General features: G+C 50.3%; 22 protein-coding genes. 16 read left to right on the top strand and 6 right to left on the bottom strand.

Annotated elements, in window-relative coordinates:
• Positions 1 to 262 precede the first annotated feature (262 nt).
• On the top strand, positions 263 to 1,075 hold the full coding sequence (locus tag FPL14_RS01100; protein WP_182301285.1) for a glucosaminidase domain-containing protein: 813 nt from the start codon (positions 263 to 265) through the stop codon (positions 1,073 to 1,075).
• Here the strand turns inward: FPL14_RS01100 and FPL14_RS01095 are convergent.
• The 3 genes from FPL14_RS01095 to FPL14_RS01085 form a co-directional block, all read right to left on the bottom strand.
• A complete protein-coding gene (locus tag FPL14_RS01095) occupies positions 1,068 to 1,673 on the bottom strand; it encodes a response regulator transcription factor (protein ID WP_182301284.1) in 606 nt (201 codons plus the stop codon). The two genes, FPL14_RS01100 and FPL14_RS01095, sit on opposite strands and share 8 nt — an antisense overlap.
• Positions 1,670 to 2,815: a sensor histidine kinase gene (locus FPL14_RS01090; protein WP_182301283.1), complete on the bottom strand. Its 1,146-nt coding sequence runs from the start codon at positions 2,813 to 2,815 to the stop codon at positions 1,670 to 1,672. The genes FPL14_RS01095 and FPL14_RS01090 overlap by 4 nt, the downstream gene beginning before the upstream one ends.
• A 101-nt stretch (positions 2,816 to 2,916) precedes the next feature.
• On the bottom strand, positions 2,917 to 3,987 hold the full coding sequence (locus FPL14_RS01085; protein ID WP_182301282.1) for a Delta(5) desaturase DesA: 1,071 nt from the start codon (positions 3,985 to 3,987) through the stop codon (positions 2,917 to 2,919).
• Positions 3,988 to 4,200: 213 nt separating this feature from the next.
• Between FPL14_RS01085 and FPL14_RS01080 the strand changes: the two genes are divergently transcribed.
• The 13 genes from FPL14_RS01080 to FPL14_RS01025 all read left to right on the top strand — a co-directional run bounded on the left by FPL14_RS01080 (position 4,201) and on the right by FPL14_RS01025 (position 16,915).
• Complete coding sequence (locus FPL14_RS01080) at positions 4,201 to 6,483, top strand: ATP-binding protein (protein ID WP_182301281.1); 2,283 nt, start codon at positions 4,201 to 4,203, stop codon at positions 6,481 to 6,483.
• A 119-nt stretch (positions 6,484 to 6,602) separates the two neighbouring features.
• Positions 6,603 to 7,817, top strand: a complete 1,215-nt coding sequence (locus FPL14_RS01075) for a hypothetical protein (protein ID WP_182301280.1) — start codon at positions 6,603 to 6,605, stop codon at positions 7,815 to 7,817.
• Positions 7,818 to 7,834: 17 nt separating this feature from the next.
• Entirely contained in the window at positions 7,835 to 8,608 is a 774-nt protein-coding gene (locus tag FPL14_RS30260) for a Dyp-type peroxidase (protein ID WP_220471202.1), read from the top strand.
• Positions 8,530 to 9,066 (top strand): Dyp-type peroxidase domain-containing protein, encoded by a 537-nt coding sequence (locus tag FPL14_RS30255; protein ID WP_220471201.1) that lies wholly within the window; start codon positions 8,530 to 8,532, stop codon positions 9,064 to 9,066. Before FPL14_RS30260 ends, FPL14_RS30255 begins: the two co-directional genes overlap by 79 nt.
• A 140-nt stretch (positions 9,067 to 9,206) precedes the next feature.
• Positions 9,207 to 10,367 carry an MFS transporter gene (locus FPL14_RS01065; protein WP_229263736.1) on the top strand — a complete coding sequence of 387 codons (1,161 nt, stop codon included), beginning with the start codon at positions 9,207 to 9,209 and terminating at the stop codon, positions 10,365 to 10,367.
• A gap of 110 nt (positions 10,368 to 10,477) precedes the next feature.
• Positions 10,478 to 10,807 (top strand): metal-sensitive transcriptional regulator, encoded by a 330-nt coding sequence (locus FPL14_RS01060; RefSeq protein WP_324617859.1) that lies wholly within the window; start codon positions 10,478 to 10,480, stop codon positions 10,805 to 10,807.
• Between the two features lie 18 nt (positions 10,808 to 10,825).
• Positions 10,826 to 11,026: a copper chaperone CopZ gene (gene copZ, locus FPL14_RS01055; protein ID WP_182301279.1), complete on the top strand. Its 201-nt coding sequence runs from the start codon at positions 10,826 to 10,828 to the stop codon at positions 11,024 to 11,026.
• A 140-nt stretch (positions 11,027 to 11,166) separates the two neighbouring features.
• A complete protein-coding gene (locus FPL14_RS01050; RefSeq protein WP_182301278.1) occupies positions 11,167 to 12,717 on the top strand; it encodes an AraC family transcriptional regulator in 1,551 nt (516 codons plus the stop codon).
• Between the two features lie 111 nt (positions 12,718 to 12,828).
• Entirely contained in the window at positions 12,829 to 13,779 is a 951-nt protein-coding gene (locus tag FPL14_RS01045) for an ABC transporter permease (RefSeq protein ID WP_182301277.1), read from the top strand.
• A complete protein-coding gene (locus FPL14_RS01040) occupies positions 13,772 to 14,719 on the top strand; it encodes an iron chelate uptake ABC transporter family permease subunit (protein ID WP_182301276.1) in 948 nt (315 codons plus the stop codon). The genes FPL14_RS01045 and FPL14_RS01040 overlap by 8 nt, the downstream gene beginning before the upstream one ends.
• The gene (locus tag FPL14_RS01035; RefSeq protein ID WP_182301275.1) at positions 14,716 to 15,474 is read left to right on the top strand and encodes an iron ABC transporter ATP-binding protein; all 759 of its coding nucleotides are present in this window, start codon (positions 14,716 to 14,718) and stop codon (positions 15,472 to 15,474) included. The genes FPL14_RS01040 and FPL14_RS01035 overlap by 4 nt, the downstream gene beginning before the upstream one ends.
• Positions 15,475 to 15,537: 63 nt before the next feature.
• The gene (locus FPL14_RS01030) at positions 15,538 to 16,554 is read left to right on the top strand and encodes a siderophore ABC transporter substrate-binding protein (protein WP_220471200.1); all 1,017 of its coding nucleotides are present in this window, start codon (positions 15,538 to 15,540) and stop codon (positions 16,552 to 16,554) included.
• Positions 16,555 to 16,579: 25 nt separating this feature from the next.
• Positions 16,580 to 16,915, top strand: a complete 336-nt coding sequence (locus FPL14_RS01025) for an antibiotic biosynthesis monooxygenase (protein WP_182301274.1) — start codon at positions 16,580 to 16,582, stop codon at positions 16,913 to 16,915.
• 63 nt (positions 16,916 to 16,978) lie between these two features.
• On the opposite strand, the gene FPL14_RS01020 is transcribed toward FPL14_RS01025, so the two are convergent.
• Entirely contained in the window at positions 16,979 to 17,293 is a 315-nt protein-coding gene (locus FPL14_RS01020) for a hypothetical protein (RefSeq protein WP_182301273.1), read from the bottom strand.
• The gene (locus tag FPL14_RS01015) at positions 17,280 to 17,741 is read right to left on the bottom strand and encodes a MarR family winged helix-turn-helix transcriptional regulator (protein ID WP_182301272.1); all 462 of its coding nucleotides are present in this window, start codon (positions 17,739 to 17,741) and stop codon (positions 17,280 to 17,282) included. Before FPL14_RS01015 ends, FPL14_RS01020 begins: the two co-directional genes overlap by 14 nt.
• 174 nt (positions 17,742 to 17,915) lie before the next feature.
• On the opposite strand from FPL14_RS01015, the gene FPL14_RS01010 reads away from it, so the two are divergent.
• Entirely contained in the window at positions 17,916 to 18,287 is a 372-nt protein-coding gene (locus tag FPL14_RS01010; RefSeq protein WP_182301271.1) for a hypothetical protein, read from the top strand.
• A gap of 2 nt (positions 18,288 to 18,289) precedes the next feature.
• The gene (locus FPL14_RS01005; RefSeq protein WP_182301270.1) at positions 18,290 to 20,008 is read left to right on the top strand and encodes an ABC transporter ATP-binding protein; all 1,719 of its coding nucleotides are present in this window, start codon (positions 18,290 to 18,292) and stop codon (positions 20,006 to 20,008) included.
• A gap of 92 nt (positions 20,009 to 20,100) precedes the next feature.
• On the opposite strand, the gene FPL14_RS01000 is transcribed toward FPL14_RS01005, so the two are convergent.
• Positions 20,101 to 21,273, bottom strand: coding sequence for an AI-2E family transporter (locus FPL14_RS01000; protein ID WP_182301269.1), 1,173 nt, complete (start codon positions 21,271 to 21,273; stop codon positions 20,101 to 20,103).
• Between the last annotated feature and the right edge of the window lie 81 nt (positions 21,274 to 21,354).

The following is a 21,354-nucleotide window of genomic DNA, read 5'->3' as shown; positions in this document are numbered from 1 at the left end:
ACCTTCACCATTAATGAAAGAGGTGTTAGTCATGCGTAGGAAACTATGGAATGGGTTGATTGTTACCGTGTTAGGGGTGGCGTTGTTATTGACGTTGGGAATGCGAATGCAACACTTAAATAACGAACGATCCGCGTCTGCTCCAGCCCCTATTAACGACCCCTCGTTATCCCCGATTACAACCCCTATCAGCACTCCCGGTGCGCTCTTGGGCACTGATCCTCCAGTGTCTGGGCACGCTTTGCCACAACCTCGGAATCTTATGGTTCAAGACATAGCCAAGAACGCAGGGAACGAAGTACATATATCCGCTTCTCCGATTATTCAAACTTATGAAGTAACGGCTTATTATCTCAACGTGCGCGCGAATGCGTATCCCCAATCCAAGATTCTCAAAGTCATCAAGAAAGGGACGCAGTTGGAAATCGCGGAAACAACCGACAACGGCTGGTTAAGAATAAAAGGCGGGGGGTATGTGCACGGGGATTACGCGAAGCGGATTAGCGCGGAGAAGGAAGATCGGCTCAACAAAAACGAGGCGACGGCGCCAGGCGATGAGCCGGAGTCATCGGAGATGATTGAATCTACGGACATAGTAGGTACTTCGGAGCGTTCGGAACCTTCGGAGCCAGTGAAACCGACGTCAACCGTTGAAACGGAGTCCGGACTGACGGAAGAAGATATCATGCTTATTTTTGACGGGACGGACTTGGCAGGACACGGGTTAGAGGAGACGATACTGGAAGTCGAAGAGGAGTATGGCATTAACGCGCTGTTTACGATCGCGGTCATGAAGCTGGAGAGCGGCAACGGCAGCAGCCGTCTCGCCAAGAACAAGAACAATCTGTTCGGACTTAACGCTTCGGGCGGAGATGCCCACAAGAGAGCATTCAGCTTCGAAACGAAAGGGGACAGCGTTCGAAAATTCGGACAACTCCTGTCCAAGAGTTACGTTGACAAGGGATATACGACGATCGAGAAGATCGCTACGAAATATTGTCCGGCCAATTCCAAGTGGTCGGGGCTGGTTAAAAACATCATGAAACGAGATTACAAGAAGCTGAACGTCATTTAAACCAGCCTTTTTCGTTAAACCGTTTGATCGCTTCGACGCGGTTGCTGACGTTCAATTTATCCAGGATGATAGAGATGTAATTCCGAATCGTTCCTGTCGTGAGATAGAGCTCCGTCGCGATTTCCTTCGTATTTTTGCCGTCGGCGATCAGCTCCAGCACTTCCTTCTCGCGGTCGGTCAACGGGTTCTCGTTATCGCCGCTATAAGCTTCATCGACCAATTCCGCCGCGTAAATACGGCGTCCCGCCAACACGCTGCGGATCGTATGGGCAAGCTCTTCGCTGGGGCTGTCCTTTAACAAGTAACCGCCGACTCCGGCTTTAATCGCCCGTTCGAAATAACCCGTGCGGGCGAAGGTCGTCAGAATGATCACCTTGCAAGGCAGCTCTTTCAGCTCTTCCGCGGCCTCTAGACCGCTTTTGCCCGGCATTTCGATATCCATAATGCAGATGTCGGGCTGATGAAGACGAACAAGCTCGATGGCTTTCTCGCCATCGGATGCTTTGCCCACGACTTCCATGTCCTCCTCGAGATCAAGCAGAGAGCCGAGCGCGCCCAGCAACATGCGTTGATCTTCGGCGATCACGATACGAATCATGCGTTGTCCTCCTTATCAGGGCCTTTCATAATGTGAGGGATCCTGGTCACGATCGTCGTTCCTTCAGCCAATGAAATGTCTAGCGACCCGTTAACGAATTCTAGCCGTTCTTTCATTCCTTGCAAGCCGTGTCCTTTTTTGAAGTTTAAACCGCCGGTATGGTTTGTGCCGTTATCTTGAACCTTCATGATGACTTCGGTCGGGGTTTGCTCCAAGGAGAGCGAGCAGGCCGTAGCGCCGCTATGCTTAACTACGTTGGTCACGGCTTCCTTAAGGCACATGCTCAACACGTTCTCGGTCAGGAGGGAGACGCCGTTCAACGTATGATGGCCTTCCTCCGTGAATTCGATCTGCGCGGCTTTGAGAATTTGCTTAATTCGGATAATCTCGTCTTCGAGTTTCGTTCCCCGCATTCTCGAGACCAACAACCGAACCTCCTGAAGCGCGGTGCGGGCGGTTTGTTGCACGTCTTTGATTTCCTCGCGCGCGCGCTCCGGACTCTTGGCGATCAGCTTGTGGGCCAGATCGCTCTTGAGGCCGATGAGTGACAGCTTCTGACCAAGGGTGTCATGCAAGTCTCTGGCGATTCGCTGCCTTTCCTCCAGTTTAACGAGCTCGGATATCCGCATGTTGGCGTCTTTCAATTGTTCTTGAAGTTCGCCGCGTTTATTGCGGTTATAATTGCCGAGCGGAAGGAGGATGACGGCGAGCAAGCTGATAAGGATAAAGGGGGTTTGCGTGACGAAAAACTTGTCCTGCAGTATAAATCCCAAATTAACGGTAATGAAGCTGCTTACGATATGAATGGTATATAGCGTAATGAATCCGGCCTTATTCTGTATATTCCCGATGAAGAACGCGAGGAAAAAAGAAAAATAAGCATAACCGAAAATAAGCGTCATCGCGATGGAAATGGCGATTTGAACGCTTGTCCCGACGTAAACCGGCCAACCTTTGGCATTCAAGGTCAGCCGGTAGCAAAGGAAAAATAAAATGATCATCAAGATTCCGGAAACGATCTCGAAATCGGTAGAGGCGCGAAAGATAAAGTAGAACGGCAAGATGCTGAACATCAGCCATACATACGGGCTTACTCCCGTGCTTTTCGGAAAAACTTGAATTCTTTTGAGTTTCTTGAACATCGGTAACGCTCCTATGCGCGGTTACAGGCCTAATCGTTAAGCCTAATCCCTAGTTTATCATAAATGAGTGCCGATGTTGCCTTATCGTTGCGTCGTTGCATTCAAGCGACTTCTTCGCTCAGTTTGGCATCGGATTGGCCGTGGGATTTGCCCGAGTTATGCGTCGTTCCCGGCTTGCCGACGAGGTGACGGATTTGTTTGAAGCTAACGAACTCTTTGTTCCGTTCATCCCATAGCTTGAATTTAAGTGCCTTGAAGCTGGATTTCAAAGTGACCGTCGATGCGTGCTGCAACGGAGGGACGGCCGCATGGGCGTCCTCCAGATGGTAATTGGGCACTCTCGGGCTTAAGTGATGAACGTGATGAAAGCCGATGTTCCCGGTAAGCCATTGCAGCGCTTTCGGAAGCTTATAGTACGAACTGCCTTCGACCGCCGCTTTCACGTAACTCCATTCCTCGTCGTGCTCGAAATACGAGTCCTCGAATTGATGCTGCACGTAGAAGAGCCAGATACCCATCACGCCCGAAATCCAGAAAATCGGTGCTTGAACGAGCAGGAAATTTTGCCATCCGAGCGCCCACATCAGTAAGCCGTACAAGGCGACGATGCCGATATTCGTGATCCAAGTATTGATTTTTTCCGCGCGCTTGGCGCCCTTGACGTTAAAACGGTACTCGATAAGGAAAACCGCGATCGGACCGATCCCGAACATGACGAGCGGATTCCGGTATATGCGGTAATAAGTTCTTTTCCACCACGGCGCGGCTACGTATTCGTCGATCGTGAGCAGCCACATATCGCCGATGCCGCGTTTGTCTAGATTGCTGCTCGTCGAGTGATGGATAGAATGGCTATGCTTCCACTGATGGTAAGGAAAGAGGGTGAGAATACCGGTTAGGGTGCCCAGAACTTCATTCGCCTTACGGCTCTTGAAGAACGATTGGTGACAACAGTCGTGAAAGATGATAAAAGTCCGGATGACGAATCCGGCAGCTAGAACGATGAATGGAAGAGCAAGCCAATACGATACGGATAAGCTTAGGTATGCCAAGGCCCAAAGCAAGAAGAAGGGCGGCAAAGTATTCAGTAGTTGGATCATACTCGCTTTTGTATTCGATTTTTCATAAGGAGCGACACCTTTTTTCAACAGGGCTTGATTAGGATTGGACATAGTTTCCTCCTTATGATGATTGCATAGTCACGTCATGATGGATTTGAACCGTAACCCTATTGTAGGGAATGATCGCGATCGCCGTTAGTCATAAGTGTCAGCATCCTCATATGACATTTGTCATATCCGACTTCAGGGTTGACGAAAAATAAAGGATTTTGTCGAACTCTGTCTAATTCATAAGGATCACCTAAGATCCGGAGGCAGGTCGTCGTGTCCATTAAAGCTAAGCTCTCGCTTCTCATCTCCATCTTCGTTACGTTGATCCTGACTTTGAACATTTCGATCTATTACTATTCGTCCAAGAACGAGCTCGAAGATAACGTCAGGCAAGAGATGGTTACTATCGCCAAGCAGATCGGGACAAGCCTCGACGCGGCCGAGAAATCCAAGAAGTTCATGGAAGACACGATCGGAGAGAAGCTTCGCGCGACGGCCGTCGCGGCCAAAAGCGAGTTAGATCCGTCCATAGTCAACGTTACGAACGAGCAGCTAGCGAAGTTAAGCACGTCGCTCGGGGTAGATCACATTTCGCTGTGGAAGAGGACGCAAGACAATATCGTCGTCCTGAAGTCATCCGAACCAAGCGAGCTCAACATGGGCTCCAAAAGCTGGGACTATTGGTATACGGCGTTCAACCAGCTGCTGGATGACCGCAAGGTGACGATCCCGCAAGGGCAGAAGCTTCTGAATTATTGGTCGGGACCTTACCAATACGCTTCGTCCGACCCCGAGCGCGTGAACAAATGGGGATATTATTACGATGGGACAACGGATTACATCATTAATCCGTACATCAACGCCCAGGTGTTCCTCGACTATGAGAACAAAATCGGCACGACGTCGTTGATCAACCACCTGTTGGAAGACAATCCCGATATTGTCGGGATTACCGGCTTCGATCCGCGATTTTTCGGCAAACCTCAGATCGTAAAGGTAAAGAAAGGGAAAGTCGTTCATAATTTGGATGTGCGAGACGTCCCGTTCGGCGACTATACGTTCCAGGACAAAGACAACGACGTTGCGAACGTGCGCCTGGCAGCGCAGTCGGGACAAATCGTGACGACTACGTTTACTCAGAACGGGAAGGAAGTCATTAAGAGCTTCATCCCTCTGAGCAAGGAAACCCCTTACGTCATTAGCGTAAATTTCGATTACGGAGCAATTAAGGACGAGTTGAACCGGCAGCTGTTTATCCATTCCGTCATCTCGTTCAGCTTGATCGTCGCTTCTTGGATAGCCAGTTATTTGATTTCCGGATTCCTGATCCGACCTCTTCACCAGATTCTGAATTACGTCAACGAGATTGCGGAAGGGAAATTCGATAGTAAAATCGCGATACGCAGCCAAGACGAGCTCGGATTGCTCTCTTCGCGCGTCAACGCCATGGCGGACAATCTGCATTCGGTGATGGGACGATTGCGGGACTCCGCGGAAGAATTGAGAAACACGAAGGAGTATTTGGAATCGTTCGTCAATCATACTTCGGACGCCATCCACGTTACGAACTTGCAGGGGCGGATCATTCAAGTGAACGATGCGTTCGAAACGATGTACGGCTGGAGCAGGGAAGAATCTTTGAACCGGAAGCTGAAACATATCCCGGAGGGATTGCGGCAAGAGTACGAGGAGCTGCGGATGCGTATCGAGCGCGGTCAATCGGTAGCCGATTACGAAACGATGCGCTTAAGGAAGGATTCCCGGACGATAGACGTGAGCATAACCCTATCGCCGATCCGGGACGAAGAGGACCGCATCATGGCGTTCGCGGAGATTTCGCGGAACATTACGGCAAGGAAACAGACGGAAGAGGTCATCCGCCGATCCGAGAAGCTGTCTGTGATCGGACAGCTTGCCGCCGGAGTCGCGCATGAAATTCGGAATCCGCTTACGACGTTAAGAGGGTTCGTGCAGCTCAATAAACAACAGGGAGCTTTGTCCGATGCCTATCTGGACGTCATGCTATCCGAGTTGGATCGGATTAATTTTATCGTAAGCGAGTTTCTGATTCTGGCTAAACCCCAGATCGGGCAGTTTGTTCCCGTCGATATCCGAAGTTTGCTTCAAGATATGGTTTCCCTGCTGGATTCTCAGGCCAGCCTTATTAACGCAAGCTTCGAGACGCGTTTCGCCGGACCTATTCCGCCGGTCGAATGCGATGCGAATCAACTGAAGCAAGTGTTCATAAATATCATTAAGAATAGTTTGGAAGCCATGGAACAGGGCGGCGGTACGATTACGGTAGAGTTGGAATTCGATTCGGCCGATCAGGCAGCTGTCATTCGCGTCAAGGATCAGGGCCACGGAATATCGGAAGAGGATTTGCCTAAGCTTTGCGAACCTTTTTTCACGAGCAAAGCGTCAGGCAACGGATTAGGCCTAATGGTCAGCCATAGAATTATCGCCAATCATAAAGGGACGATGAGCTTCAGCAGCAAATTAGGGAAAGGAACCTGCGTCGAGATTCGTCTTCCCGCGCGGGACCGGGTCATTTGAGCGCACGGCTTGCTTACGGCACTTGGACAGGGTACGCCCGTTCAAGTGTTTTTTTTTGTTGTTCTCTATCCTATTTTCATAGATTCGGAATATGTTTTCAGTAGGGAGGATTGAGAGGGATGGAGTTTGACGTGCCGGGTAGGGCGGACGAGACGAACGCGCTCGTGACGGATAAATGGAACGAGATAATCAGGCGGACGTTCGATAGTTTAACCAAGAGTTATGGGGATAGCCGGTTTGTACAATTAGATTCGGCAAAGTTTCCCCAGCCGGCTCGCGCGCCCATGAAATGGTTCGGCGACCCGTTGCAGCCTAGGAGATGTATCGGAGACGAATGGACGCGGCTTCTGGCCGACTGGGGAGACGAAGGCAGGCGAGGGCTGCACCATGAGTATTGCGAATATGCGATCATTCGCAGGCGGGATGCGAACGGGAACCTTCGTCCTAAGCGAGTACAAGTGACTACGGAGCTGCGGGAATATTGGTTATGCGTTGCGATGTACGACCCGTTTCAATTGCGGCGAATGACTCAAGAGATTATAGGATACCAGCCCTCTTGGGAGATGTTATATGGCATCAAAGATCCGTTCGCGTTGAGCGTGAAACAGCGGGAAATCGCCTTTTCGACCTATACGGCCGGGCATGGCAACGATACCGGTCTAATCAAAATCAAAGTTCCCGCGCAACCTGTCGGCAAATTGAATACGGAACAGGCTCTGTTCATGAAGAACACGATCAACGGTTTAGACGACTTGTTGTATATCGTCGTGTTCGGCGCGAAGCCTTTTGCGGTACCCGTTACGGATGGAATTCGCGCCGCAACGCTTGGCGAGATTTTACAGGCATTCAAAGTCGAATATCTGGCTTGCCATCATGCCGATCCGAATGTCGTCGCCGGCGGAAATAAAGCCGCGTTCGAAGGAAGAACCGTCGCATTCGAAAATCCTCTAGGCATATATTTGCGCTCATTCGCGCAAACGTTGTTCTCTTATCGGAACTTGCCTCTTCCCGATAGCTGGGTCCGATTCAGCAGAGGCCGCCCAGGCATGTATCAACGGCTGGAGTTCGGTCCGGGGGATGAGGACGACGCATATTTGGACGAGATTGTGTTGAGCGTCGGTGCGAAGGAAGAACAAGTAACCGGTGGTTATCAGTTGTTGCGGCATCTGGAAGTCGGACCTCTTCTCGTATTAAGCGAGCCTAGCCCAGTAGAGGAAAAGGAATATGTACGGATTAAGTCCTATAACGAAGCTTTATCATGCGTACAACAGGAAGATTGCCAAAGCTTCCGCAAGCTGATCGCTAAATACGAGGAAGCTAACCAACCGAAATAAGGGGAGTGGGAACGGGTATGGCACCCCAATTGCAAGAAGGAATCCATTACGCGCCGGGTATGAGAAGCGGTAAGTTTTATACATTGTTATTTCTATCGGCGGATCAGTCCGCAAGCATCGCGCAAGTGGGCGAAGCGATCGGCCGATTATGGCAGCTCTATCTTCAGCTTAAGCTCGGTAAGATTCCGGATTTGCCCGGGGAAGAAGTTCCGAACGGCAGCTTGTCCGTCATGATAGGGTACGGTCCGAGCGCATTCGATCTATTGGGAATCGGCGAGAAGATCCCATCCGCTCTTGATCGTTTCGGCCGATTTGCCTCGCCATCGATAGATGGCAGGGGAGCTATCTTGCAAGGCGCCGGATTAAGTTACGGACGGGATATCGTTCGTAACGAGGCAGATCGGCCCTTTGCTTTTCAATTCATAGCGGATACCCCTCTTGCGGTACATCGCGCCGTTGTCGAGACGTGGAAACATCTGGAGGACGGGAAGCGTACGAACGGTTTATCCGTACTAGCGATCGGAAGAAGCTACGGCGGATTTCAACGGGACGACCGCAGAAGCTGGATCGATTTTCATGACGGGATCTCGAATATGAAGAGCAAGGAGCGGATCGACGCGATCGCGATCAAACCGGCAGGGTATGACGACGATAGTTGGACGGAAGGCGGCACCTACATGGCGTTTATCCGTATCCGCACGGATCTAGCCTCATGGAGACAGCTATCCCGTCGTCAGCAGGAAACGATGATCGGGCGGCGAAGCTGTCCGGATTTCCGCTCGTTGGCATAGACGCTTCGGGAGAGCCCGTCGTACAGCCCGGATGCCCGTTTACGGGTAAACGCATTATCGATCCCGGTCAAGAGAGCTTCTTCGAACCGCCTAGCGTATCGGATTCAAGCGTCATAAGGCAAAGCCACGTCCAGCTCGCCAACCACCACTTGAACCCGATCAGCGATCCTAGCTCTTTGCGAATATACAGGCAAGGTTACGAGTTTTTCGATGAGATTCCGGTACCCCCTTATTTCGAAGTCGGTCTTAATTTCGTCAGTTTTCAAGATACTCCGGAGCGGGTGTTCAAGCTACTTACCCAAGACAGCTGGCTTGGAGGCACGAATTTAGGGGGAGATTCCACTCAATTGCCTAATCGCTCTTTAACGATGCTTACGGTCGAAGCGGCATCGTGTTATCTCGTTCCGCCTTTACGATCGGACGAGACGTTCCCGGGGAGCCGGTTGTTCTCAAAATAATATCCATAGCGCAGGCAACGGATAACCTTTCGATAAAGGAATCCCTTGCCTCTTTTTACGAAGAAATAAGTTAACAAGAGCCGCAATCCGCGTTATTGTATGAAGTTAGAGAAAGCTAATCTTGCAAAGGGGTCAATGGCGTGAAGATTGGAACGGATTTTATTGTTTTTGTGCGTATAAGATGGGCATGGATGCTTATTGCGGCCATGTTCCTATATGGAATAGGAGTAGGCATACTGGCTCCGATGAACGCCATATACATGCAGGAGGGCATCGGACTCACGAAAAACGAGATAGCCGTTATCTTCGCGGCTTCTTTGCTTTTGAACATGACGTTTACGATGAGCGTCGGTTTCATGAGCGACAAGCTGCAAAGACGCAAACCTATTCCGATGGTCGCCGCTTTCCTCTGCGCCCTAGGAATAGGGCTCTACATGCAAGCGGACGGCTTTGCTTTTGCTTTGCTCGGAATGGCATTGGCAACGGCCCCTTCGGGGATGATCATGGGGCAAATGTTCGCTATGGCACGTAACCACTTCACCCGCATGGCTCCGAATATCGTGGAGATGTCCCAATTATGGCTTCGCGCGACGTTCAGCGTCGGGTTCTTCACCGGGCTGCTGCTCGGAGCGAATATCTATTTGGTCGCTTCGTTCGAAGGGGTATTATGGGGTAATTTACTCGGATACGCAGCACTGCTGGTCTTATTATTCTTTTACCGCGAGGTGCTTGCCGAACCGGGCAGCCGATCGGCCAAAGGGGGAGAACCGTTCTCTCTCGTTATGCTGTTCGCGTTATTATTGCTGTCGTGCGCGGACGCGATCAGAGGCTTGTATTTGCCGCTAGTCGTGAACGAGAGGTTCGGAGATCCTAGGCTAGCGTCGTATATTTGGAGCGCGCAAGCGGTATTCGAACTGTTATTCATGACCTTAGCGGGATATTGGGCCGCTAAATACGGAAGCAAACGAATAATCGTAATTAGCAGCGTCTGCGCTCTGGTTACCTATCTTACTTATACTTCGGTCGATTATTTGCCCGTCTTTTTTATCGTTCAACCGGTTTACTCTTTTTTCGTTTCCGTTTTGCTTGGGGTTGCCATGGGGTACGTGCAGAGAATGTTTCTTCATCGTGCGGGATTCGGGGCAAGCTTATACGTATTCATAACGCAGACGGCATCTTTGGTCGGGTTCATGCTTCCGGTCTTAATCGAAGGGATAACGCCGAACATCTTCTACATTCCTACGGCGCTCGTCCTTGTCTCTCTTGCCATTATGATACCCGTAATGCTCAGAGAAAAATAACGTTGACAAACATACTGCTGGGGGGTATATTTAGATCAAGAGATACCCACTAGGGGTATAAAGGATAAAAAGTTGAAATAAAATAAGAGCAGGAACGAGGTGACATAGAAGTGGATAATCAAACGGAAGCGCAAGAGGAGCATTGCTGTTCCGCCGACAATGAGAGAAAAAGCCACCATTCGGATAAAATGAAATCGAACCTGATCTCCCGGTTAAACCGAATCGAAGGACAAATCCGCGGAATCAAAGGGCTCATCGACAAAGATACGTATTGCGATGACATCTTGAATCAGATCGCCGCCGCTCAATCCGCTCTTAACAGCGTAGGCAAGCTATTGCTGGAAGGACATATGAAGAGCTGTGTCATCGATCGGATCCAGTCGGGCGATCACGAAGTCATCGACGAGTTGCTTATTACGGTTAATAAATTAATGAAATAAGATAATGGAGGGATTAAGATGAGCAATATCACTCTTAACGTACAAGGAATGTCCTGCGGACACTGCGTCAATTCCGTGGAAGGCGCGCTGAAAAATCTCGGAGCGGCGGCCAAAGTCGATCTGGCGAAAGGTTCCGTAACGGTTGACTACGATGAGTCCAAAACTTCGCTCGCGGCGATCAAGGAAGCGATCGAGGATCAAGGATACGACGTCGTATAATAATCGGCTTATTGCACGCCCGATCCAACAGGGTTCCTGGACCGGGTGTTTTTTTTGCGTTCATTGACCTTGATAATGATTATCAATTAAACTCATGTTAGTGACGGATAAGTCCGTAAGGGAATAGGAGCAGATCAGACATGAAATCGACCGTTAACCGCATAGCTTCTCTTCATTATTCGGAATCTAGGGAAGTGCCGATCTCCGGCGGAACGAAATATGCCGTTTCGGCAAGCCGCTGCGACCGATTCGGAGTATGCCTTCAATCGGACGTCCGGATAAGAATGCATGAAGCCGGCGGCCAAACGGCCGTTGTACCTTCCGGAGAGCTCTTTTATATCCCCGCTGGGTATTCATTCTTCGTCCAACCGTTGTCTTCATCGGATATTAAGCTTGTTCTCGTTTGTTTTCGCGCCGTTTCATCCGGGCAATCGTCGGGATTAATCCACCCGTTCGTACTTCGGGGCTTTCGGATGCCGCAGATGAAGAACTGGATATCCGAATTCGTTAACTATGACGAGAGCAGTCCGCAACCGGACTATTTTATGCAGCAATCCCGACTTTATGCGTTGGCGTTTGCCTGCGTGAAACCGACGCTAAAACCTAGACGGCAAAACAACGAGTTAACCGGGTTCGTCGAGCAGGCGAGGCAGAGGATACTCGAGAATTTCGATACCGCATTGGATATGGAAGAGCTTGCAAGAAGCTCCGGGGCGGGTTCTAGCCAGTTTTATAGAACGTTTCGCAAGCATACGGGATTAAGCCCGCTTAAATTTTTGATTACGACCAGGCTTAACGCTTCGCTTCGGCTGCTTGCCGATCCTAACGTTAGCGTAACGGAAGCCGCGCACTCCGTCGGCTATACGGACGAGTATTATTTCAGCAGGCTGTTCAAGAAACAGATGGGAATTACGCCAACCGAATACGCCTCGCGGGCACATGTCTCGATTGCTAGCTTATGTCCGATTTTCACGGGGGATTTGGCGGTTCTCGGGCTGACTCCGCGCGTCTCTTTGAAGAGGGATTGGGATATCGATTTTCCGAATATCGACAACTATTTGCAAGAAATTAAGCTCGCTCGACCGGACTATATCCTGACGGGTCCAATATCCGAGTTCTTGCAGAATGAACTAAGAAAAATCGCCCCCGTGTCGGTCTATTATTGGCATGATTACTCCTGGAAACAACGGTTGGTCGAGTTCGGACAGCTATTAGGGCTGGAGAGCGTCGCCGATCGGTGGCTGGCAGATTTTGAACGCAAGACGGACAACGCGAGGCAGCATGTCGAGGATCGTTGGCCGGATACGCCGTACTTGCTCGTCGGCGTGCGGGAAGAAAACTTTCGCGTCTACGGTAAGCAAAGACGGAAGTTCACGGATTTGCTATATGACGAACTAAGCTTCAAAGCGCCCGCTGCTGCCGACGATATCGGCTTCGCGGACGCGAAGACGCTGGCGGAAGTGATGGCAATCGCAAGCGATAACATCCTGTTCTTAATTGAATTTCCGGCATCGGACGCTTATTGCGAGCAGCTGGAGCGGGAGTGGAAGAGCGCGGGAGAATCCGACGGAAGGGAGCGGCATTGCATTTTCATCCGCTTGGAAGAGCCGTTCCTGTATAACTCAGCGATGCACGAGCTGCTCGTCGATCAAACGGTGAACCATTTGCATACGCAGCACGGACTGAAATAGAAAAGTCCATGGGGAAATCGGAAAGTCCATTCCGGTTTCTTTTTTTTCATGTAAAATGGGTTTTGTTCATGCAAATGATAATCATTATCAAAGAATAGAAAGAGAATGGAAATGAAAATCGGATATTTATGGATCGGTCTTGTCGTTCTATCCTTTACGTCTTTATTCGTCGGGGTCACGGATTTAAGCCCGTTAGATTTGTTCAGCATGACGGAATATCAATGGGAGGTTATGCAGATCAGCCGAATTCCGCGATTGATCAGCATTATCATCGCAGGGGTAGGGATGAGCGTCATCGGTCTGATCATGCAACAGTTGGCTAGAAACAAATTCGTATCGCCGACAACCGCGGGAACGACGGATTCGGCAAGCTTGGGCGTGCTCGTCGCCATGCTGCTTTTTCCAGGGGCATCCCCGTTGCTGAAAATCGTCGTCGCGTTCGTATTCGCGTTTTTGGGAACGATGCTGTTCATGCGTATTTTGACTAAAGTCCAGTTCCGGGATCCGATTCTGATCGCGCTTATCGGTCTGATGTTCGGCGGAATCGTCGGTTCGGTCACGACTTTCCTCGCGCTCAAATACAACTTGCTGCAAAGCGTTTCGAGCTGGCTCCAAGGAGACTTCTCGGTCATTCTTAAGGGCAGGTACGAGATGCTGTATGTCAGCTTGCCGCTCATCGCGCTCGCCTATTTGTTCGCCAATCGGTTCACGATTGCCGGGATGGGCGAGGATTTCGCGGCAAACCTAGGCCTTAAATACAAGCAGGTCGTCAATATTGGGTTAGTCATCGTTGCGCTAGTATCGGCGGTCATTCTCCTTACGGTCGGCTCGTTGCCTTTCCTGGGACTGATCATTCCGAATATCGTCTCTATCTATAAGGGAGACAATTTGCGAAGCAGTCTTTCCCATACGGCATTGCTGGGCGCCATATTCGTTCTGGCTTGCGATATTCTTGGGCGCATTATCATCTATCCCTACGAAGTATCCATAGGATTATCGGTCGGCGTACTTGGCAGCGGCATATTCCTCTATCTGATCTTGAGGAGGAAGAGCCATGCATGATAGATGGAAGCTTACTGCGCTAGCCGTTCTAGCCGCCGGTCTGGTCGTTCTATTCATGACGATCGACGGCAGCGGGAATTGGGATTACGTCCTTCCGCGCAGAGCTAAGAAAATATTAGCTATGCTGCTTACCGGATCGGCGATCGCGTTGTCTACCGTCGTTTTCCAGACGATGACGAACAACAAGATCCTGACGCCGAGCTTGATCGGACTCGATTCCCTGTACTTGCTGTTACAGACGGCGATCGTATTCGTCTACGGTTCGACCGTGCTTACGTCGATGAGCAAGAACGTGCAATTCGCGGTCGCGATAGGATTAATGGTGCTATTCGCGGGATTGCTGTACAAGCTGTTGTTCCGAAGGGAAGGCAATCATCTATATTTCTTGCTGCTGGTCGGAATCATTTGCGGGACGTTTTTCTCGAGCATTGCAAGCTTCTTGCAAATGCTGCTTGACCCGAATGAGTTCCTGATCGTGCAGGATAAGATGTTTGCCAGCTTCAACAACGTGAATACGGACATTCTGTTGATCTCCGTCGTACTGGTATTGCTCGTCGCGGTTTATTTCTACCGGGATTTCAAGTATCTCGACGTCCTTGCGTTAGGGAAAGAGCATGCGGTTAACCTCGGCGTCGACTACGATCGGATCACGAAGAGATTGTTAGTGGCCGTAGCTTTGTTAGTAGCGGTATCAACCGCTCTGGTAGGTCCGATCACCTTCCTCGGATTGCTGATCTCGAACATAGCCTACCGGATGATGAGCACTTTCCGGCACCGTAGCGTCATTGCGTGCACGATATTGATCAGTGTCGTTGCGCTTGTCGGTGGACAATTGATCGTCGAGAGAGTGTTTACTTTTTCAACGACGCTTAGCGTCATCCTCAATTTTATCGGAGGTATCTACTTCTTATACCTGCTGCTGAAGGAGAGCAAATCGTGATAGAGGCAAGGAACATAACGAAAAGTTACGGCGGCAAAAACGGGATTCACGGAGTTTCGACGACGATCGCCAAAGGCAAGATCACGTCCTTCATCGGTCCGAACGGAGCGGGGAAGAGCACGTTGCTATCGGTGATCAGCCGGCTCCTTCAGATGGATCAAGGCCAAGTGTTTATCGATGGTATGGACATAGGGAGCACGGACAGCAACGAGCTTGCCAAGAAAATCTCGATCTTGAAGCAAGCGAACCATATTAACGTCAGGCTTAAGGTTATCGATCTGGTCGAGTTCGGTAGATTTCCTTATTCCAAAGGGAGATTAAACGCGGAGGATCGTCGACATGTGGACGCCGCGGTTAGCTACATGGAGCTTGACGGGATGAAAGAGAAGTACCTAGACGAGCTTAGCGGGGGACAAAAGCAACGGGCTTTCATCGCGATGGTCCTCGCTCAAGACACCGAATATGTCCTGCTCGACGAGCCGCTTAACAACTTGGATATGAAGCATTCCGTGCAAATCATGAAAGTGCTTCGCAGGCTTGTCGACGAGCTGGGCAAAACCGTCATTCTCGTGCTTCACGATATCAACTTCGCATCTACTTATTCCGACTACATCGTGGCGTTGAAGGACGGGCGAATCGTACAAGAGGGTGCGACCGACGAAATGATCGATTCCGCGGTGTTAAAGGAAGTATACGATATGGACATTCCGATCCATGTCGTGAACGGCAACAAAATTTGCGTTTACTTCGCTTGAGTTATTTTGGCGGCGCAAGCCCCAATTGACTATATAAAAAAATAGGTTTAGGAGTGGTCTATCGTGAAAAAAGCTATATCCGTAATTCTAATGTCCGTAATGATGATTGCCGTTCTGGCCGCATGCGGATCGAAAAACAATAATGAAGGAGCAGCAAGCCCTTCGGCTTCTTCGAGCGCTTCCTCTAGCGCAGCAGCATCCGAATCCGCAAGCCCGAGCGCATCCGCGCCCGCTGCTCCCGCTGAAGTAACGATTACGCACGCGCTTGGTACTGCAACCGTAAAAACGAACCCCGAGAAAGTCGTCGTGTTCGATTTCGGAACGTTAGATACGTTGAACAAGCTCGGCATCGAAGTAACGGCGCTTCCGAAAGCCTCGATTCCGTCTAATCTGTCCCAATTCGGCGACGCGAAATACGAAGATGCCGGAACGTTGTTCGAACCGGATTTCGAGAAGCTGAACAAGCTGAAGCCGGACGTCATCTTCATCAGCGGCAGAACCGCGGAAGCTTACGAAGAGTTGAACCAAATCGCCCCAACGATTCAAATGTCGATCGACTATAGCAAATATGCCGAATCATTTGCCGCTAACGCCAACATTATCGGTCAAATCTTTACTAAAGAAGCCGAAGTCGCCACCGAACTCGCTGCCTATAACGCTGCGGTCGAAGAGTTGAAAGGCAAAGCATCTACGGCGGGCAAAGCGCTTATCATTCTTACGACAGGCGGTAAAATCAGCGCATACGGCAAAGGTTCCCGTTTCGGCAACATCCACGACACTTACGGTTTCGCGGCTGCGGACGAAGCAATCAAACCGGATACGCACGGAGATAAAATCACGAACGAGTATATCGCGGAGAAAAACCCGGACATTCTGTTCGTTATCGACCGCGATGCGGTTGTCAGCGGCGAAGGTACGGTTCCGGCCAAAGAAGTCATCGAGAATGACCTGGTTAAGAAAACGAACGCGTTCAAAAACGGTAAAATCATCTACCTGGATGCCAACTACTGGTACCTATCGGGCGGCGGACTTCAAACGGAGCTGGAAATGGTCAAAGAAGCTGCGCAAGCCGTTCAATAAGTCATCGTAAAGGAGAATCGCAGCGGTGCTCATTCAAACAAGAACAATCGTTGTCGAACCCGGGAATGCCGACAAAGTCGTGGAGCGCTTCAGCCAAGAAGGAATTCTCGACAATAGGGAAGGGCTAATCGACATTTCCGTCATGGTGAACAAGCGGAGCAAAGAAAACGAAGAAGTCGTCGTGTTCATTCGCTGGGAATCCGAGGAAGCATGGAAAAATTGGGAGAAGAGTCCCGAACATATCCAAGGCCACCGCGACAACAAAGGGCAGCAGCCTCCGGATTATGTTATTAGCACGACCGTGAACATGTACGAAGTGAAGAAGGTAAGAAAAGGGAAGTTCTCTTCCGAAACCGTATAGGCTATAAGAAGGTCCCTCTCGGTAGACGAGCGGGACCTTCTTATAGGGCGTAACGTCAAGCGATTACCAGCCGAAGTCGATTAAGGTGCGGGCGATAAAGCTGGCGGAGATGATCGTCGATAGGGCGGTTAACGAGATGACCCAGTAGTTTTTGCAGCGGTGTTTAATCAATCGATAGACCGCGAAGACGATCGTAACCACCGTCGCAACGATCATGAATCTTCTGATTCCCAGCATAGCCGACATCGTCTCCATCATGTTCGAAGAGCTGCCCAATAACATTAGTACTCCCATATGGAGCCAATGATGCGAAGAAGCAAGAAAGGAGAATACGAGGGAGAAGACGCTGGTTGCGGCTTGCTGCTTAGAATGGTTCATGCTTTAACCCCTTCCCTCTGTATTGATGTAAAGCTCCGTTAAACTTCTTAAAGGCCTCATAGATTTGCACTCGATCATCATAGGAGAGAGGGGCCAGAACGTCTTGATAAAACTTGATCGATTGCGAACGGATTTGCGAGACGCTTCGGAGCCCTTTATCCGACAACGTTAGTATCGTTTCCTTGCGGTTGCTTTCGTTCACTTCTCTGCAGATCAGATTTTCTTTGACCAACGCGTCAACCAATCGGCTGACGGAGCTTCTCTCGAGATGGAGCTTGCGGGACAATTCCGTTATCGACAAGGAAGCGTTCTCCAGCTCCTGCAACGCGTGGACTTTGGATACGGAAAGAGGGTAGCCGCACGGGGTAACGTTTTGTTCGAGCAATCCGAAGAGTCGAATGAATTTATGAATGTCCGATCTTAATTCGGCGATGTTTTCGATGTTCATGGGTATCCCTCCATAAAACGTGTATTATACATATGATGTATAATACACGTATAATTCGTACGAATCAATCTTTTATGTAGACGCACGGAATAGATTGACATGATCGTGGAGTTGGTATACATTTGTATACAACAACGAATTGTATACAAATGTATACACGGAGGTGCGATAAAAATGGAACATCGCGGAAGAAGAGGCGGCAGGGCCGATCTCGAAGGAAGAGGAGAACGCGGACATCGCGGCGAAAGCCGTGGGGAAGGCCAAGGGGGACGCCATGGAGAGCGCCACGGACCTATCGGCGCGCAAACATTCCGCAGAGGCCGGATCTTGCTTTTCTTAGAGCAGTTGAGGGTGAAGAGAGCGACGTTAGTTCGCCAGCTCCAGGAACCGGAGTTTCAAGCGATCCAGCAGGTTCTGTGCGGCGAGCTTAAAGCGTTGGATCAGGTAATCGAGGAATACATCCTATTGTTTGATCTTCAAGAGAACGGCGCGGAATCGGGAGAAGGCGATTCTGCTCCGGCGGGGAGAAGAGGAGAGAGGAATTAAAGATGCTGCGCCGATTTTTTTCTTATTATCGTCCCTATAAGGGACTGTTCGTATTGGATTTCTCTTGCGCGGTCATCGCCGGTCTATTAGAGCTGGCATTTCCGCTTGCGGTGAGCACGTTCATAGACGATCTGTTGCCGGGAGGGGATTGGCCGATGATCGTGTTGGCTTGCGTTGGTTTGTTAAGCATCTATGCCCTGAATACGGTGTTGAATTATGTCGTAACTTATTGGGGACATATGCTTGGGATTAACATCGAAACCGACATGAGGCGGAAGATGTTCGAGCACATCCAGAAGCTGTCGTTCCGGTTCTTCGACAACCATAAGACGGGACATTTGGTCGGCAGGGTGACGAACGACTTGAACGATATCGGAGAGGTCGCCCACCATGGGCCGGAAGATGTCTTCATCGCCGTGATGACGCTCGCGGGTTCGTTCACCTTAATGGCTTATATTAACCTAGAGCTAGCATTGCTTACGTTTATCATCATTCCTCTTATGGCGTGGCTGATCATCGTGTTCGGCGGCAAGATGACGAACACGTACCGGAGGTTATTCGGAGACGTCGGCAATTTCAACGCCCGCATCGAAGAGAACGTTGGAGGCATTCGCGTCGTGCAATCGTTCGCGAACGAGGATCATGAGAAGAAGTTGTTCGCGGTAGACAACAAGAGCTTTCGGGAGACTAAGCTGCTTGCCTATAAGACGATGGCCAAGAGCATCTCTGTCAGTTACATGCTAATGCGCCTGATTACGGTATTCGTCATGATTTGCGGAGCGTGGTTCTTCATTGAGGGGAAGCTGGAATTAGGGGAATTCATGGCGTTCTTGCTCTTATCGAACATTTTCTTCCGTCCGATCGAGAAGATCAATTCGGTCATCGAGAGTTACCCGAAAGGGATTGCAGGCTTTAAGCGATATACCGAAATTCTTGACACCGAGCCGGATATACAAGACGTCAAAGATGCGGTGGAAGTCGATTCGTTACGCGGCGATATCCGATTCGAGAACGTCGTATTCGGGTACGAGCAAGGCAGAAACATTCTGAACGGAATCGAATTATCGATCCGGGCAGGAGAGACGATCGCGTTCGTCGGTCCCTCCGGCGCGGGGAAAACGACGATCTGCAGCCTGCTTCCCCGATTCTACGACGTTATCGAAGGAAAGATCACGGTAGACGGAATAGATATTAGGGAGATGAAGCTTCAATCGTTGCGCAAGCACATCGGCATCGTTCAACAAGACGTGTTCCTCTTCTCCGGGACGATCAGAGAGAATATCGCCTACGGCGATTTGCGCGCGACGGAACAACAAATCTGGGAAGCGGCCAAACGCGCTTCGTTGGAGGACATGATCCGACAATTGCCGGAAGGAATGGACACGGTTATCGGAGAGCGCGGCGTTAAGCTTTCCGGCGGACAGAAGCAGAGGATGGCCATCGCGAGGATGTTCCTGAAGAACCCTCCGATTCTTATTCTCGACGAGGCGACTTCGGCGCTCGATACGGAGACCGAAGCGGCTATCCAGCAATCCTTGTCCGAGCTTTCCGTCGGACGGACGACGCTTGTCATCGCCCATCGTCTGGCGACGATCAAGAACGCCGACCGAATCGTCGTCGTCGACGAGAGCGGAATTGCGGAGCAAGGCAGACATCAAGATCTCGTTCATTCCGGAGGTATCTATAGCCGCTTGCATCAAGCGCAATATCAGCAGGCGTAAGTTAGGCTGGACCCCCCTGACATATTCAAGTCGATTCAGGAAGAGGCTCTCCCTACGTCATAAATATGACAAATGGGACAGCCTCTTCGCTTTTATTCCGTGCGTTCCTCGGCTTTCTCCTGTCCTTCTTCAAGCGGATCATAGAGCCCCGTGCGAGCTTTGAACCACCGAAAGATGTGGGTGACGATGACTTTAATGATCGCATAACCCGGTACGGCCAAAATGATGCCGATGATGCCGAACAGGTTGCCCGCGGCGATGATGACGAAGATGATCGTGATCGGATGAACGTGCATCGTCTTGCCCATGATCTGGGGGGAAATGAATTTGCCCTCGATTAATTGCACGATCGTCCAGATGACGATCATTTTGAGCAGCATGACCGGCGACGTCATCATCGCGACGATCAATGCCGGCGTAATCGCGATGGCCGGTCCTAGGTAAGGGACAATGCTCGTGCAAGCGGCGATAACGGCAAGAACGAGCGAATAATCTAATCCGATGATTAGATAACCGATGTACAGTAGAACGCCGATACAGAAACTGACGACGATCTGTCCGCGAATGTAGGAGCTGATCTGATGGTTCATCTCCAGCATGACGCCGAAAGAACGCTGACGCAAGGAAGTCGGCACGAAGCTGAGCACGAACGGCGTCAGTTTCTTGCGGTCCTTCAGCAAGTAGAACAAAATGAACGGCACGGTGATGATCGCAAGAACGGTTTCCGTGATTTTGCCCACGAGATTACCGATCCCGGACCATGCGTTGCTCATAATGGCGGATGCCCGGCCGGAAAAGTCGTTAACCAGCTTGGAAGAATCGATTCCGAGCGTGTTCTGCAATTGGTTGAAGTATTCGTTCCCGATCAATTCCTCGAACTTCAACTGCGCGTTTTGGCTATAGCTTGGGAATTGCACGATCAAGCTCGTGATTTGTTCGCTGAGCAGCGGCACGACCTTCATAATGACAAGCGTAAGAACGGTGATAATGACGAGGTACAGCACGATGATCGAATATACGCGCTTTACTTTGCGAAGCTCCAAGTAGTCCACTATCGGGTTGAGCAAGTAATAGGCGACCCCCGTAAGCAGAAAAGGAAGGAAGACCGTATCCAGTACAACGATAAAAGGATGAAAGACATACGAGATTTTGTCGAGTACGAAGATATTCAGGCTAAGCAATAAGATGACGATCAGGAACAAGATTACTTTCTGGTTTAGCAGCATCCACTTGATGCGGTCCGACCACTTGGTCTTCGTTTGCATGGAACTTCCTCCTTCATGATACTTACTATTTTAACCGACTTCGAATAGCGACAACAACGTTTGGAAAATGGGCGGACCGAG

The organism is Cohnella cholangitidis, from assembly GCF_014107495.1.
Classification (GTDB): domain Bacteria; phylum Bacillota; class Bacilli; order Paenibacillales; family Paenibacillaceae; genus Cohnella; species Cohnella cholangitidis.
This window is presented reverse-complemented; position numbering and strand designations above follow the sequence as displayed.